This window comes from Paenibacillus xylanexedens, assembly GCF_007676705.1.
GTDB classification, from domain to species: domain Bacteria; phylum Bacillota; class Bacilli; order Paenibacillales; family Paenibacillaceae; genus Paenibacillus; species Paenibacillus xylanexedens_C.
In genome coordinates this window covers 69,177-85,358 of sequence record NZ_VEBF01000006.1, presented here as the reverse complement: position 1 = coordinate 85,358, position 16,182 = coordinate 69,177, and the positions used below count along the sequence as shown (strand labels likewise).

At 49.7% G+C, this 16,182-nt stretch carries 15 protein-coding genes; 13 read left to right on the top strand and 2 right to left on the bottom strand.

The window, feature by feature from the left end; genetic code table 11:
- Positions 1–13 precede the first annotated feature (13 nt).
- The 13 genes from FS628_RS24585 (at position 14) to FS628_RS24525 (ending at position 13,888) form a co-directional block, all read left to right on the top strand.
- Positions 14–274, top strand: a complete 261-nt coding sequence (locus tag FS628_RS24585; protein WP_145325602.1) for an acyl carrier protein — start codon at positions 14–16, stop codon at positions 272–274.
- Positions 274–1,152, top strand: a complete 879-nt coding sequence (locus FS628_RS24580; protein WP_222125288.1) for a hypothetical protein — start codon at positions 274–276, stop codon at positions 1,150–1,152. The genes FS628_RS24585 and FS628_RS24580 overlap by 1 nt, the downstream gene beginning before the upstream one ends.
- Before the next feature lie 20 nt (positions 1,153–1,172).
- Positions 1,173–2,129, top strand: a complete 957-nt coding sequence (locus FS628_RS24575; protein WP_186327953.1) for a 3-oxoacyl-[acyl-carrier-protein] synthase III C-terminal domain-containing protein — start codon at positions 1,173–1,175, stop codon at positions 2,127–2,129.
- A gap of 15 nt (positions 2,130–2,144) precedes the next feature.
- Complete coding sequence (locus tag FS628_RS24570; RefSeq protein WP_145325599.1) at positions 2,145–2,867, top strand: hypothetical protein; 723 nt, start codon at positions 2,145–2,147, stop codon at positions 2,865–2,867.
- Complete coding sequence (locus FS628_RS24565) at positions 2,867–4,024, top strand: acyl-CoA dehydrogenase family protein (protein ID WP_145325598.1); 1,158 nt, start codon at positions 2,867–2,869, stop codon at positions 4,022–4,024. The genes FS628_RS24570 and FS628_RS24565 overlap by 1 nt, the downstream gene beginning before the upstream one ends.
- Positions 4,017–4,985 carry a hypothetical protein gene (locus FS628_RS24560; protein ID WP_145325597.1) on the top strand — a complete coding sequence of 323 codons (969 nt, stop codon included), beginning with the start codon at positions 4,017–4,019 and terminating at the stop codon, positions 4,983–4,985. Before FS628_RS24565 ends, FS628_RS24560 begins: the two co-directional genes overlap by 8 nt.
- Before the next feature lie 18 nt (positions 4,986–5,003).
- Positions 5,004–6,389 (top strand): MATE family efflux transporter, encoded by a 1,386-nt coding sequence (locus FS628_RS24555; RefSeq protein ID WP_145325596.1) that lies wholly within the window; start codon positions 5,004–5,006, stop codon positions 6,387–6,389.
- A gap of 27 nt (positions 6,390–6,416) precedes the next feature.
- Positions 6,417–7,598, top strand: a complete 1,182-nt coding sequence (locus FS628_RS24550; protein ID WP_145325595.1) for an arginase family protein — start codon at positions 6,417–6,419, stop codon at positions 7,596–7,598.
- A gap of 2 nt (positions 7,599–7,600) precedes the next feature.
- Positions 7,601–8,578: a hypothetical protein gene (locus tag FS628_RS24545; RefSeq protein ID WP_145325594.1), complete on the top strand. Its 978-nt coding sequence runs from the start codon at positions 7,601–7,603 to the stop codon at positions 8,576–8,578.
- Between the two features lie 25 nt (positions 8,579–8,603).
- Positions 8,604–9,911: a M16 family metallopeptidase gene (locus tag FS628_RS24540; protein ID WP_145325593.1), complete on the top strand. Its 1,308-nt coding sequence runs from the start codon at positions 8,604–8,606 to the stop codon at positions 9,909–9,911.
- A complete protein-coding gene (locus FS628_RS24535; RefSeq protein WP_145325592.1) occupies positions 9,904–11,127 on the top strand; it encodes a M16 family metallopeptidase in 1,224 nt (407 codons plus the stop codon). The genes FS628_RS24540 and FS628_RS24535 overlap by 8 nt, the downstream gene beginning before the upstream one ends.
- Positions 11,128–11,163: 36 nt before the next feature.
- Positions 11,164–11,970 carry a 4'-phosphopantetheinyl transferase family protein gene (locus FS628_RS24530; RefSeq protein ID WP_145325591.1) on the top strand — a complete coding sequence of 269 codons (807 nt, stop codon included), beginning with the start codon at positions 11,164–11,166 and terminating at the stop codon, positions 11,968–11,970.
- A 106-nt stretch (positions 11,971–12,076) separates the two neighbouring features.
- Positions 12,077–13,888, top strand: coding sequence for a S9 family peptidase (locus FS628_RS24525; protein ID WP_145325590.1), 1,812 nt, complete (start codon positions 12,077–12,079; stop codon positions 13,886–13,888).
- A gap of 126 nt (positions 13,889–14,014) precedes the next feature.
- Here the strand turns inward: FS628_RS24525 and FS628_RS24520 are convergent, their stop codons facing one another.
- Together FS628_RS24520 and FS628_RS24515 are read right to left on the bottom strand one after the other, a co-directional pair.
- Entirely contained in the window at positions 14,015–15,049 is a 1,035-nt protein-coding gene (locus tag FS628_RS24520) for a phosphotransferase family protein (protein ID WP_145325589.1), read from the bottom strand.
- Between the two features lie 21 nt (positions 15,050–15,070).
- Positions 15,071–16,045: an SMI1/KNR4 family protein gene (locus FS628_RS24515; RefSeq protein WP_145325588.1), complete on the bottom strand. Its 975-nt coding sequence runs from the start codon at positions 16,043–16,045 to the stop codon at positions 15,071–15,073.
- Positions 16,046–16,182: the final 137 nt, after the last annotated feature.

Sequence of the window (16,182 nt, the reverse complement as noted above, 5' to 3'; positions counted from 1 at the left end):
AGAGATGATGATCATGACGACTGCAGTATTGCTTGAAGAGATCAGGATTGCCCTTGCTGAAGTGTTGAATACCGAAGCCAGGCAGGATATCCAATTGAGCACGTCTTTATTTGACGAACTTTACCTGGATTCGACCTCGGTTCTGGAACTGTTGATGACGCTGGAGGACCAGATTGAAGGTCTGGAGATTGACCCGGATGATCTGGAGCCCGATGTATTCGATACGGTAGGTTCCCTGGCTGCTTATATTGAGAAGCAGCTCATCGCGGCTTGATGGCTTCGCCCATTGCCATTCGGGAGATGGGAGTCAGACTGTTCTCGGAGAAAAAGCCTCCGTTTGCTCATCCGGAGCTGCTACGCTTTCATCAGGATATGCTCGCAGGTACTCCGATCAAGTACGACGTTCAACTTTTGCAGGGGCGTAACAACAATGCCTATCACGAGATGAGTGTAGAACTGTTGGAAGAAACGGGACTTGATCGGGTCATGCAGGATGTGGATGTGCTACTGCTGGCTTACAATTTTCCGAATACCCGCCCGGATATATCGATTGTGAATTATTTGATGGATCGTTATCAGGCTCGCTTTATCAGTTTTGCTGTAAATGATCTTGGTTTTGGTGCTCCTTTTGCTGCTCTGCACATGCTTCAGCACTATCTGGGCAGAGAAGGATACTCAAAAGGCATGCTGCTGATCATGGATCAGACAGCTCTCCCCTATGAAACTGTGGAGCTGGAAGCGCCACTTGGGCCGGACACCGCAGCAGCCATATACCTTGATCGGATGACAGGCGTAGGACCATCGCTGCTTGGTGTAGAGATGCGACATGCTGAGGATTCCATAGCGGATACTGCGGAGACGGTGCTGGATCGATTATGTGTCGGGGCATCCATTCACCGGAGCCGGATTAATTTGCTCATCCATCCTGATCTGGAGCAGCTGTGCAATCAGGCTGCCTGGTACGGCGAAATTGGATTGAAGAGCTGTTATGATCCGTCACACTGGAGTGCCGCGCCATTCTTTGCATTACAGGAGTTACTGAATGAGAAGGACGGGGGAGAGTACATATGTCTTATGCATCTGGAACAGACGGATTCGTTTATTCATGCCCTGCTGATCCGGACCTTTGAATGGAGCATGAATGGACACTAATGGAAGAAGGAGGGAGATCATTGGGTTTCGGTATTGTGGATATTGGCGTCTATCTGCCTGAGCAGATTCAGCAGCCGGAAGAGGTGTTAGCTGCCATGGAGCTAGGGAAAGGCGAACTTCAGTTTCTGCACAAGTATCACCGCCTGGAAGGCGTGCCTGTAACGGAATCGGACCAGATGCTTGACGATACGATCGCGCAGGCTGTGGAACGGCTTCAGAGTAGACATTCCCTTTCCGAGATCGACCTTGTTCTCTATGTCCATTCCTTCCAGGTGCAGACACCGAGTGATTACAGGCTCGGGCAGCGTATCCTCTGTCGCTTTGGGCTGGAAGATGTCCCGTTCTATGGTATATCCCAAATGAACTGTGCATCGTCGATAGCTGCTCTTCAATGGCTTGAACGAATCTCGCGAACGCAGCCTCACATCCGCAATGTGTTGCTGATCTGTGCGGATCAATTCAATTTTTTGCCTCCCGAATGGCGGTATCTGCGCAAGTCGGCCATTCTGGGGGATTCCGCCGTAGCCGTTCTATTAAGCAGAGAGAGTCGCCAACATGTCGTTCAGGCCGCGCATGTGCTGCGAGACACCCGGTTCCACACGGGCTATCATGCGACTGCCGATGAGATCTCGGCATTTAATCGATTGTATGTAGACCATATCATTCAAGGGATGGAAGAGCTGCTGTCAATGCAAGGCCTGAGTTTCGAGGATGTGAATCATATTTTCCCCCATAATGTGAACTGGACAACTTGGAAGGAATTCTCGCGACGTACGGGAGTTGGGCTTGATCGGATATATCTGGATAACATTCAGCGAATCGGACATACCTTTTCCAACGACCCGTTTATTAACCTGAGTTCGGGATTGGAGCAGGATTGGGTGTGTATGAAGGGGCGCTCCATCATGGTCAGTATCGGGCTTGGCAGTTTTTTTGGCTTTGCATTGGTGGAGCATGGAGGATGCGAAGAAGAATGAACAGGAGGAATGGCAATGCACGTTATTGAATTCCAGGGCGCAGATGCGAAGCCTGTTGGATCAAAGGCAGCAGGTAACCCCGTTGCTCCGATTTCGGAAATGTTCGAGGCGAAAACCTGGCTTGTGAGCAATCGTCCAGTACTTTTGGCAACAGGCCCATACGTATTGGCGACCGCTCATCTCATTGAACAAGATCCTTTACTTTGGCATGAAGCATCAGCTGGACTGTATCGTTGGAACCAACTACATGCCGTTCCTGTGCAGGATCGGATGCTGGAGCCCTCCGGATTACAGCTATACCGGGTGCAGCCGAATGAGGACGAGAAGGCTGAGATATCAGGCGAAGGTGTGAATTCGAATGAACTGAGAACACGCCTGCTTGAGTTCCGTGCAGAGCTGTGTAAGGCTGGCCTGGAGCAGGTTCGCAAGCATTTGTCGGTGCGAATATCGGGTGGGCAATCCACGTTTCAGCACCAACTCGTGAAGGGCATGGTTGCTGACATTCTGACCACGCTATATATGGTGGAAACGTTACCTGAAGACCGTTACTTGTCCGCGAATCCTGGCATCCCATCCGTCCGTGTTCATACGTGGATACATCAGGAATTGGACGAGGCCTTCAGGCAGATCCAACGTCTTGGCGGTGGTTTTGGTTTTTTGAGACAGGGCGTATCTGCCTATACATATGCCGGCCAACTGGTGAAAAACGTACTGTTGCCAGGTAAGGAGGAGTATTGATGATTACACCATCAACAATTGCGGTGTTTGAGCATGAGATGAAACAGTATGCTGCGGAACTTCGTCAGATCGGCCTGATCATTGACCAGGAGCCAGACCGGCTCACCGAGTTTTTGCACACGTCTGCTCTGCAGGCCATCAATCATATGATGATTCCCCCGGAGTATGGCGGTCAGCCGATCGTAACGATAGGTCAGGATCGATATTATGGACTTTCTTCGCTGGAAAGAGTTATTACAATCGAGCAGTTGTCCGCAGGAGATGCGGGAGTCTTTCTGGGGGGGCCTGGCCCTTCCATGTCCAGTATCGTCATGATTGACTTGGGGGATGAGGAACAGAAGGAGCGCTTTTATAGTCACTTCCTGAAAGGAGCGGCTTGGGCTGTTTTTGCCTTGTCTGAGCCGGAGAAGGGCTCGGATGCAACGGAGATTAGTACGCGGATTACGCGTCATCCGGATGGGGGAATGGAGTTAACCGGACACAAATTTTATATTGGAAATGGACACCGGGCGAGTATCGGTCTGGTATTTGCCCAGACCAATCGCACGCCTCTGGGTATTCAGGTGGCGATCGTTGATCCTTCCATGCCGGGCTTCACAGCAACTCCGCTGGACACGATGGGTCTTCGCGGTTTGCAACTCAGCCATCTGCAATTCGAGGCATACCCACTGGAAGAGAAGGATATTCTCGGGCGTCATTTAAGCCCAACCAAGCGTGGGTTGTGGGGAGCGTTGCGGACATTCCACCGGATGCGTCCCAGCGTGGCAGCATTGGCGCTTGGTGTTGCACAGGCTGCGTATGATTATGTTGTGGAGCACAGAACGTTCTTCACAGAACGCGAGAAGACAGAATTGGAGCGGCTGGAGATGCGTCTGCACGCGCTACGCAGCATGATTCGTAACGCTGCGGCCGAGATTGACCATGATGCAAATAAGGGATATCTGGCTTCCCTTAGTAAAATACGAGCTGCGGCAGTTGCCGAGGAAGCGACGGAATGGGCACTGGAGATGATGGGGCCAGGTTCCTTGATGGAACATCCTCTGCTGAACAAATGGTATCGTGATGCAAGGGCCTTTGAGTTCATGGAAGGCACAACGTCCATTCAAAAGATTAACGTTTTTCAGGCATATGCCAACGGGAAGATGCAGAATGCCTGATTCACTTCATGATGACATTGGCGTGCCCACCTATGTGGATCATATATGCTGGCTTACGGCGGAGGATCATCTGTATACGCTGGATTGGCCAACCCCGGATGATTATGTATGTGTTTCACCGCACATATACATGGAGGATCACTACTATGGTCGCGTAGGGACGTTGACCCGCTCCCTTATGTCCGATGGGCGACGTGTGACAGCCGGTGATCTTGTGCTTATGGTGCTGGAGCGATTGTCTACGAAGCCATACTGGGAATGGCTGATCCTTGCCCAGAGTTGTCCCGAACGCCATGCGCTGAATGCTCCGCTTGCCCGAATACTTGAAACGGCTCCATGGCGAGTTGATCATCCACTGGGGATAACCCATATGGGTGCACTCGCGGGTACTGAGGCCATTCAGGCAGCTCTCTGGAGTATGCTTCCCAACGAACGCACTGCGATTGTGATGGTGGAGCAGCGAATTCTCCATGAAGATGGACAGATGGGGTACGGTCAGCGATCCGAACCTTACGGTGAACTGGGTGACATGGCGGTTGCGCTGGAGGCTGGTCTGGGTCAAGGTGCGTTGCAGGTATACTACTCGGGAAAAAGGATCATCAGGTCAAATGAAACTACGACTTTTTCATCCGAAGCACTTGGCGTTATCCGCGAATGGATGGATGTTTATGCAGCCGAGCACATCATTCTTCAGTCAAGACTGGGATTACGCATCAGTGGAAGTACTGTTTTGCATATTTCGCCTTCCAAGACCGTCTGCGTACCGCATACCGATTATCAGAGCGGGGATGTGTGGATACAACTGGCAGATAAGCTGGAGCGTGGCATCATTAGGCCAGATGATCGGGTCATACTGGTCTCATGGGATAACGACCGGATGATATCCGGTTGTTGTGTGCATGTGGTACATCTGCCATTGCTCAGCAGAATTACATTGAATCAAGAAATCAAGACTTCATGAATCGTGGAGGTGAACACCATGCAGGGGATCGATTATACGGCCGGCTCGATCCATCGTTTGTTATTTCGTACGGCCGTTCCGATGCTTCTCGCTTCTCTGGTTAACGTGATTACGCAACTGGCCAATGTATTTTTCATGGGTCACACGAGTCAAAGTGTACTGTATGTACTCTCGTTGTACATTCCTGTCTCATTCGTCATGATAGCCATCATCGAAGCGATGCAGCTCTCTGTTCAGGTAGCGGTGGCACGCAGTCGTGCCGGGGGCTCCCGCGCATTTACCCAATTGTTCTTGCACATGATGGGCAGTGCCATGCTGCTTGCCATTCTCACCGGGGGAATTGTGATGCTGCTCACCCCTGTGCTTTCATGGTTTTACCGCGTGCCTGCCGACATCGGGCCCGTGTTTACGCTGTACGTAGGGGGCATGATGGCAGTGAGCATACCGGCTGTCCTGGCGGCAGTGAGCAGCGCGGCACTACGAGGACTGGGCCGGGCACAGGCTGCTTCATGGAGCTCGGTTGGAATGGCGATGCTGAACATTGCACTCGTGTACACATTTGTGTCGATCTTCGGGCTGGATTTGAAGGGTATCATCTACGCCAACCTGATTACTTCGACCCTGTCATTGGCCATCTCCCTGCTGATTCTGTTTATTCGCAAGGAAATGGTGTTTGAACGCTTTGCTTTTGCACAAAAGCATCTGGTTTCCCTCAGGCATGTAGGTATTCCTGTGTTCATTTCGTACTGCATGATTTTTCTGAGTACATTTTTTTTCAATAAAATTGTCAGTCACTTTGGTGAAGGGGCAGTAGCCGGGTTTGGCGTCGGTTATCGAATTCAAACGATGGCGATCTTGCCGGGAATCGTAATTGGCTCCGCTATCGGTATTATCATCAATCATAATTTGCAATCCCCACATCGGCCAAGAGCCTATGCAAGCTATCGTCAGGGGCTGTTGCAATCCTTTGCGCTGTACGCAATCATTGCCATTGCCGTCTGGATCTGGCGAGATCCGCTTACAGCATTCCTGATTGAAGACGTGGCGACCCGAGCTGAAGCAGCGAGGTATCTGTCCATCGTTGCTCTTTCTTATATTGGCATGGGCCCCATGATGACAACCCTGCTGACGATGGAACAGAGCGGACGCGGATATCAGGCCATCCTCCTGAATGCGGTATATTTCCTCATTATTATCGCACTTGGCTGGGGATTGACTCGAGCCTTCAATGAAGTCATCTATTTCTATGGAGTTATCGCTGGCATGAATGTTATCGGCATGTCGTTCTTCCTGCCTTTCATGCGAATGCTGAAACGGGAATACGTTGAACCATCTGGGGATAAGGATATCGCTGCAGGAGGGGAAGCGACGTTGCCGAATAAGGGCTATTCCACACAGACTTGACTTTAACTACGTACAGGAGGTTTTTGCTTGAAAACATCAGAACCCGCTTATCTGGTACGTCGGATTGCAGATGCGTGGATTGCTGCTGATGAAACGTTCAGCCAGTTTTATGAGCTGGAACCTGCGAAAGAGCTGGAGCCACAACTCCCCCCGGATTTGCCGGGGGTGGAACCCGCGCAAGCGCCTTTTTTTTTGTATGAGCCTCTGATCGGTCAGCGGTCTCCTCAACTGGGGATCTTGGGTATCCCCTACTCTGGGGGGACAAGCATGTTACATTCCTCTGTTTCCGGATTCGCGCATGCGTTACGCGTAGAATCATGGAAAAAGGTCATATACCCATCGTTGCGAGAGTCCGGGAATTCGAGCTTGTACGATATTGGAAGTGGAAGACGATTGCTTGAGATCGTAGCCCTGCAGGATTGGGGGACTTGTCTGATGGATGAAGTGGGAGCCGATACAGCTATTCCCTATAAAAAAGGGCTTGTCGCCGCACTGGACCATGCGCTGGATCAACAGGCGCTATTGTGCTGCATTGGCGGAGACCATTCCATAACGCATACAGTACTTCAATGGATGGCAAAAGCCCGAGGCAGTCGAAGGCTTCTGGTCCAGTTCGATGCCCATCATGATTGTGGTATCGATGCCATCCATCAGGAGCATACCAGTCACTCCAATTTTGTAAGACATCTGCTGGAGGAGGGTACGGTTGCCGCTGTTGTACAGATCGGCCTTCGTGGTCTTCGCTCAGCAGATCAGATGTACAGTCATCCCGGCTTGATCCAGATATCGGCAGAGCATATGACACCCGAGAGGGTAAGCCATGTTCTGAACGAGGTGAGGCAGAAGTATGATGCCAATTCGGCTTATTTAACTTTTGACTTGGATTCCCTTGATCCCGGAAGCTTCCCATATGTTGATTTTCCAATTGCTGCAGGACCAACGTGGCAGAATATTCGAGACTGTGTGATTGCAGCGCTGGAAGTTCCGATATCTTATCAAGGGATAGATATGGTTGAAGGACAGGGTGTGCAATCAGATCGGCACATTCCTGGACAATATGAGCTGGCGCTTCGGATGCTGGTCTATATGATGGATGGTATCGACCGGAATCGTCGTCGGTTTGAATCGTCTTTCTGTGCGAGTGCGGCTAGGGAAGGAATGGCATCGGGAGTGGGATCATTTCTAAATCAGGGCATAAAGGAGGTGTGAGTATGGAGGATTTTCATACATTATATACGCTACATCGGGAACAGGTCAGAGAGGAGCTGCATAAGGAAAAGTCAGACGGAATTCAACTTGGATTCCTCTATGCACTGATGAATATTGTTAAGGAACTTTCGCCTCTTCAGCCGGAATCGTCACCGGAGTCGATCTGGATGGATTATCTGGCTTTTTTGCGGACGATCGACGAACACAAAAAAAGCCCGTACTCCTTTATGGATTGGGACGAAGTTGAGGGACTTGAACATCTGCAAACGACGTTGCAGGAAGGAGGAGCTCTGTTAACCTGGCATTATGGATTCGTCAGGCATAACATGATCACCATCGGACAAGAGATTCGCGCAGGTCACATGAAGTCTGGACTACCCTTCTATCTGGTGGCTGAAAAAGGCACTGTAGAACAGGAGCAGAAGTTATCCTCGTGGAACACCCTTCGGCAGTTTGCAGGAGCTGACCTGCTCAACGCCGAGGATGAGATGATTGGCATACGATTATATTCTCATTTGCGGAAGGGAGGTTCATTCAACCTTTTTGTAGATGGACAGACTGGGTTCAACACGGATAACCGTGCAGTGGAGCTTCCGTTTCTAAGTTCACGAATCCGGACGAGGAGCGGCATTTTTCGTATTTTGGCTAAGACACGCAAGCCGGTATGCCTCTATTTTATGACGTTGACTGAAGATTTTCGTTCCAAAATTGTCTTCTTGCCGCCGTTCATATTAGAAGGAGATATTCAGGAGTCAGCAGGACGTGTATATGAGCCGTTTCGCAATCAACTGCTGAAACAACCTGCATTATGGAGATTCTGGGACCGTCATCATCAGCAGGTGATTCACTGGAAAGAGGATGAGCCTGCCCTTCATTCAGCTGAAGCGGAGGGTGGGGTGGACTGGTTCTCCAAACCGCTGGAGGGATTCGGTCAGATCGGACTGAACATGGCGAGTGGTACGATCTACAATTTGGGTTAACCGTCAGATAAGGGAGGAGGCAAGGATGCAGTCTTTCATTACGGAGCAGTATAATCGTCTATCGGTCCATGTGATGCCAACAAGCAAATATGCAAACCGTTATTTGCATCTGGGCATTGTTAACGAACAGGGGAGAATTCCACCAGCGGTGTTTGCAGTCATTGTGCGGCTACTGTTCAGGCAGGATTCGCGTGGCAAAACAGATCTACAACAGCACTTGTGGTTCATGTATGCAGATGATCTAAGATGTGAATTGGAGCAGAAAGGGGAGAATCAACTTGCATCCATCCGGTTGCGTATTCCCGCGGGGGCGCTGCCCGGAACAGAGGCACGAACGCTGGATGCGCTGAAGCTGCTCGCAGACCTGCTGTTTGGATCGAATCTTAAGGGTGGATTTGATTTTGATGAAGCGCAGATCCAGGAAGAACTTGCCTGGGCAGAACATCATGCTGGCTATGATGTTTCCCAATGGGACAAGGTGGTGCGGGGGCGCAGTCTGGAGTGGCTTGGGTATGCAGGGCGAAGCAGGGATGATGACTTGGAGCAACTGCAACGTTGTGTGCGTGATGGTGAACTGCAGCAATGGTACCGGGAGATGCTTTGCAGCCCGCTCCATATTCATGTGATTGGTGATTTCCAGGCGGATGAGATGATAGCCCAAGTCATGGAGACCTTTTTACCTTCGGTTATCACGGCTAAGGGGGAAGTAACTCCACCTGTGATCGGGAATAATCAGCCTGTTGAACACCGGGAGGAAGGCGAGATGATGCTTGAACTGATGGATGTCCAACAATGCAAAATTAATGTGACCTTTACCACCGAAGTGATGTATGGATCGTCGGACTATCCTGCGCTGTTTCTTTTGCATTCCCTGTTTGGCGCAACGCCAGCCTCCAGGCTTCAATCCGAGCTTCGTGAACGAAAGCAATGGGTGTATCAGATCTACAGCACGCTGGATGATTATCGGGGAACGCTTCATGTGACAACGGGAACAAGCAGTGGTTATGTGACAGAGGTTCTCGAAGCGATTGATGCTGAATGGCTGAGAATATGCAGCGGAGACATTCAGGAAGTGGAGCTGAATAGAGCCATTCAGAATGTGATGCATTATGTGCAGGTGGGTTACGATCTGCCTGAGCAGGTGGTCAATCTTCATATCGATCGGTTGCTCAATCAAGTGCAGATGACCACTCCGCAATTCCTGGATGCCATATCCGGTGTTACTGCAGAACATGTAGCCGTGGTAGCCTCTGGCATGAAAAAGGCGATCACCTGGATCTTGTATCCCGAGAGTGAATATTCCGCACCAGTACAGGAGGTGACTCATGAATAGGATTGTTAATATCGCTCCTGTCCGCAGGCGCTTGTCCAATGGTTTGTCGGTTCACATTTTCCCTGAACCTCATTTTCAACATACTTTTATATCGTGGTCCGTGTCCTATGGCTCAATTCATGATGCGGCTCTGCCTGGAAGAGCACATTTCCTGGAGCATATGATGTTCTACAATCCGGATAGACAACCTGTCAAGCCGCTATTCCATACGTTGGGAGCTTCGACATCCGCATTGACACGTTACGATGTAACGACCTATCAACTGGCTTGCACAGGTGAGTTGAAACGAAGTCTGGAGTTGTTCACTGGCATGCTGGCTGCTCCCTATTTCACTCCGACACATGTGGAGCAGGAGCGGGCCACCATTCATCAGGAACTGTCCATGTATGCAGATCAGCCCTCGTGGCTAGCCTTACAGCAGTTAACCCAGATGATGTATGGTAACAATCACCCCATCGCGATGGATGTTGCAGGCACACCGGACAGCCTATATCGAATAACACCTGATGAACTGAGTGATGCCTACAACACTCGCTATGTCACAGGGAGAATGGCAGTAGCTGTGGCCGGTCCGGTTGAGGCGGAGGACATTGCGAATATACTGGGACAATTCCCTGCGATGGAAACACCAGCTGCTTCCTACCTGCCAGAACTTACACTCCACGATGTGAGCGAGGATACCGATAAGCAATATCGGGAGATTGAAGCTGGAATGCCTTTGCCGCTTGTAAGGTATGGGTTCCGTGCTGACAACGGAATGCAGTTGAAGGAGCAGATCGCTTGTATGATCGGCATTGAAGCCTTGTTGGGTGCAACCTCTGATTTTCTTTTCGGTTGCAGAGAGTTAGGCCTGCTACATAAGGGCGCAGAATGGGACCACTATTATCGCAAGGAATTTTCATTTTCGAACACTTGTGCATATTCAGCTGATCCCGTTTCTTTGTATGCCCGGGTTGAGGAAGCTTGCGAGCGTATTCAGGAAGGAACGCTACCCCTATTTAACTTGAACGATGCACGGATGAAGTGGTTAAGCAAATACTATGCAGATATGGATGTGTTAAAACAGCGATGTATGAACGTCTCGGAATATGATGTGATCGGACTGGATTATATACAGCTCGGCGCATATGCACTCGAATTGACAGAAGAAGAGATATGGAGTGGCCTGAGGAATATAGCAACGTCAGCCCGTTTGCGGATGGTTGTTATACGATAGCATACATGCCTCACGAAAAGGAGGGCTTATGGACTTATGGATTCCAGAACTGCAACAATCAGCAGCCTTCTATTCATGAGAGAACAAGAAAATGATGCGCTCACGTCAATTAAAGAAAAACCGGAGGTCCATATCTGGACACAAGCCTTGCCACTAAGGGAGAATCAACTGCAATCAGCATTTGCCATGGATTCCGATACACTGACTTTTGAGGAACGTGAACGTATTGCCAAAATCAGCAAAACCTCAGAGCTAAAGGCATGTTGCTGGATGATTTCAAGGCTTTTCCTTAGAAACGTGCTGGCACATTACACGCAGCTGCATGCCCGGGATATTCTATTTGAATACGGGGACGCCGGAAAGCCTTATCTTGAGGGAGGTCCACAGTTCAGCCTTTCGCACACGAACGGGCTGTGTGTACTGGCGGTTACATCTAGTAACTGCGAGCTTGGAATAGACGTGGAATGGATACGTCCGCTGTTGCGAGAGCAAGCCGTTATCCAACGATTCCTGACGGAAGAGGAGCAGGATTATGTCAGGGAAGCCAGGAGTTCCGAATATGATTCTTCCTGCCTGCTATGGGAAGTCCTAACAGGCAAGGAGGCCTGGATTAAGGCATCGGGTCAGTCTTTATGTGGACAGTGGAGGAACTTAAATACGGTACAAGCCTTACGGAACCATGAACAGTTGCTGGAACGGGCAGGACAGCATTATGTATTGCAATCCCTGAATCTGGGTAACGATTACTCCGCATCATTATGCATAAAAGGGGCGGCGAGACCGTGTATACGCCGGATGAACGTAACTCATGAAATGCAAATTTACAGACAAATTGGAAAATAAATCTTACATATCTATTGTCTAACCATTGGAACTACCTATAGTATGGACAAATGGTACCTTAATTTACCAATGTTAAATTCATTGGTTCAATCCAAGGAGGTTTGTCATGATTCAGTTCCCCAAACCGGATGTTGAGCAATATTTTCAGACGTATCGGATTTCCCATTTTGCCGTATCAGCTGACGAAAAACGTTTGTTCATGGACAGCAATCTGAACGGTCAGCCGAATATTTGGGCGATGGATTTGCCCGGAGGGTACCCGTATCCTTTAACGTACTTGAATCAGAGCAGTCAATTTATCAAAGCAGACCCGCAAGGGCGTCATCTTCTTACCGCGTTTGATCGGGATGGTGATGAGAACTATCATCTGTATGCACTCAAACCGGAAGGCGGCGTTCCACTGCCCGTTGTGAAGGCTGAGCCGAATGATCGTTGTTATTACGCCCACTTATCGGAAGATGGAGAGCGATTGTATTATATAACCAGCGCAGGTAACCCGAACTATCTCAATTCGCGCCGACTTAATCTGGAGACAGGAGAAGATGAACTTCTGCATCAGGGAGAAGAGATCACCAGCCAGCTGGTTGCTGTAAGTGCGGATGAACAGGCCTATGTAATCTTGAAAGTATATTCGAATACCTACCAGAAGGCCTATCTGTATCGGAATGGTGAGTCCGAATTAATTGTGCCCGATTCAGATCGGCAGAGTCAGGTTCCATATGTACTTTTTGCAGATGATAATCGCCTTCTACTGATTACGAATGATGACTCGGCATATTCCTATGTGGCTGAGTACCTTATCGATACCCGTGAGTTCCGTCCATTGTGCAGAATCGAAGGGGAAGATGTGGAGATTATCCGCTGGCACCAGGCTTCCGAGACTTTATACTTCTGGACACTTACAGGGCCAGAGAATCGCATGTATGCACTATACAAAAATGCTGATCAGCCTCGGCGCGTAGACATGCCGCTGGATACGGTCGAGCAGGTGACCGTTACCAAGGCTGGCAATGTGTATATTTTGGGGCGTGGAGCAATTCAGCCGCATAACATTTATCGCAAAATGGCAGGTGTCGAGTCCTGGGAGCCGCTGACTGCCAATCGGGTAACCGGACTGGACCCAAGTGATCTCGTGTACCCTGACGTTATTCGGTATAACTCCTACGACGGACTGGAGATCGAAGCTCTCTTGTTCAAAGCAAAACCGGAGCAGGCCAATGGCTACACAGTATTTTGGCCGCATGGCGGGCCGCAAGCCTCGGAAGCGAAGTTTTTCCGGCCGATGTTCCAGATGATGCTTGCTCAGGGCTATCATATCTTTGCACCGAATTTCCGGGGCAGTACCGGATATGGAGCGGAATTCGTCAAGATGGTTGAGCGGGATTGGGGCGAAGGCCCAAGGCTGGACTGTGTTGCCGGGATCCACTGGCTGTTTGAACAGGGAATTACCTCGCCAGAGCGCTTGTTTGTGGTAGGTGGAAGTTATGGGGGGTATATGACCCTGTTGCTGGCAGGACGCCATCCGGAGCTGTTCCGGGCTGCGGTCGATATTTTTGGGCCATGCAACCTGTTCACGTTCCTGGATTCTGTGCCGGAAGACTGGAAGCCGATGATGGATAACTGGCTGGGGGATCCGGTCCGTGACCGCGAACGGTTGACGAAGGATTCACCAATCACATATCTGGATCAGATGGTGAATCCGATGCTGGTCATTCAAGGGGCGAATGATCCAAGGGTAGTAAAGGCTGAATCTGATCAGATTGTGGCTGCGCTCCAGTCGAAGGGACTTGATGTGGAATATATCGTTCTGGACGATGAGGGCCACGGATTCTCCAGAAAGGCAAATGAGATTCTCGTATACCGCCGGATGTTGGAGTTTTTGCAGAAACATCAGGAGGCACCGGTCTCACAAGCTTAAGTCGCGTGAGATTCCGTCGTTGACTGAAATATATTGTGGTATGACAAAAGCCGCCAGAGATCATGATTGATCTTTGGCGGCTTTATGCGTGCGCCCGGATATATTGAGTCGACACATCCCAACCTCTTAATCCAGCAATGCGAGAATCGAAGCGATGTCCTGCTCCGCCCACTGGGCAAAAGGTAATTCCTCGGACCATGTCACTTGTCCTGTCGCTTTGGCTTCACCCCACCACAAGACACGTTGATAGAGTAGATGCACACTCAGACGTGAACGGAATTGTTCGTATTTTTCCACATCCGCTGTGCAGACCAGATCCCGGTAACAGCGAAGGAACTGTGCGGCGAGCTCTGGTTGACCCTCAAGAACATATCTGGTGGACATTTTGCTTAAATCAGCTGTACCATCCCCGAAATAGGAGGTTGTGAAGTCAAACAGACCACTAATCTGCCAGTCTGCAGAAGGAGAATCCATTTTTTGGACCAAAACATTCTCGACCTTGAAGTCTCCCATGACAAACCCGGGAACGGTCATGGACTCGAACGCCGGTTCCGCATTCTTGAATTGCTCGTCCACCCACTGAACATCTTCATCCGTAATCACCGAGTACTTCTCAGCATCATGTAACCAGTGCCGAATGGTTCCGTACAACCAGTCCAGATAATTACCTGCAAAAGAAACAATCTGCTTCGCTACAGGATCATATTCTCCCGCATCAGGCACCTTCCAGCGGTGCAGTTCAGCCAAAGTATGAGCAAACATGCAGGCGATCTCTTCCTGATCTTGCTGTGTTAGCGTAGCCTGGAATGATGGATCATATAGGTGATTGCCTGGCAGGCGTGGCATCATAGCATAACTCCAGCCCAGAAGATCGGTATCTTCATGTAATAAATAGGGGGCAGGGACGGGCGTGGAGGTATGTTTCCCCAGTTGTTCTACGAAAAACTTTTCTTCCTCCAGCTGTCCTGGGTATAAAGGGTTACCTTTCAGAATGTACTCTCCGTGAGAAGAACGAATAAGCAGTGTCTGGCCCATAACTCCCTTTTCTGTTCGTCGATAATCTTCAAGGGTTCCCAGATCGAACTCATTCAGCGCATCTTGCAATGAAGCTGCGGCCACGTCACCGAGTTGATTGGAACCAAAATATATACGGGTTGTCATACGGTCCGACCCTCCTAGATTTTAGTCCTCATCCTCTTCATCAGACAGGTCATACGTATCCTCATCGACCAATCCACGGATGAAAGCTTCAAAATTTGGCGCAAGATATGTAATTTCATAATCATTTTCCTGATCCACATGAACAACACAGGGCTCACCTTCAGGACCACAGAATCGATAATCCAGCATGACGACATCATGACCAGCAGATGGACAATCACAGATCACAATCCCCAGATCCGGATATCCCCAATCTTCAATCATGAACCGGCTTCCCAATTCACCACCGAGCGCGTATATTTTATCGTGTCCGATCCCCATCAGGCTTGAAATGGCAATGTGATCCTCAGCCCAGGAAGTCGCTTCTTGGGTTGGGAATACCGTGAGTGCGGGGATACCGCCGTTTTGGGTATTCATTAGTTGAATATAGGAAGCGGGTAGCTTGTAGCCCAATTCCTTCTCAATAGACAGAATTTGTTCTTCGTCAAAAGGTTCCGAGACATGATTTTCTTGCGCATAATCGCTTTGTACCCAGAACGTTGCTGGAGCGTAAGTCCCTGATGCGGCTCTTAGATGATTCTGTGTACCGCTCTGCTCCAATGCTGCAAGATTCTCTTCATGACGTTGGCGATCCAGCCGCATCTTCTCTGCTCTGGGACGAATCTGGCGAAGGAATTCAAGCGTAGATTCATCATGGGGCAGGAGTTCGTCAGCTCTTTCAAAAGCGAGGAGTGCATGTTCATAGCTTGCTATGTGACAGTATGCGTAACCCAAGCGGTATTGCCAGAGTGGATCGTTTGCTCCTCGCTCTTGGACAGACAACAAATGTTGAATAGCTTCACGGTAGCGTGCGTCATTGTTATAGGCTCTGGCAAGTTGGCCGATCAGATCATAATCCCACTCTGAGGCAGGGATACTTTCAATACGTTCAATAATGAGACTGAATTGGTCTTGCTCATGCCATAAGTTGAGTTGTTCCAGCAGTTCTTTTTTCATGAATAGGCCTCACTTCCGTAGGAGGGATGCGAATCTCTTCCAAACTATCTTACAAGGTTAAGAGACAAAAAAACACTCCCGCATGCAGATAGCCATGAAGGCGTTCCATCGAAGGGAGTGTTTTATTTTGTATTTAT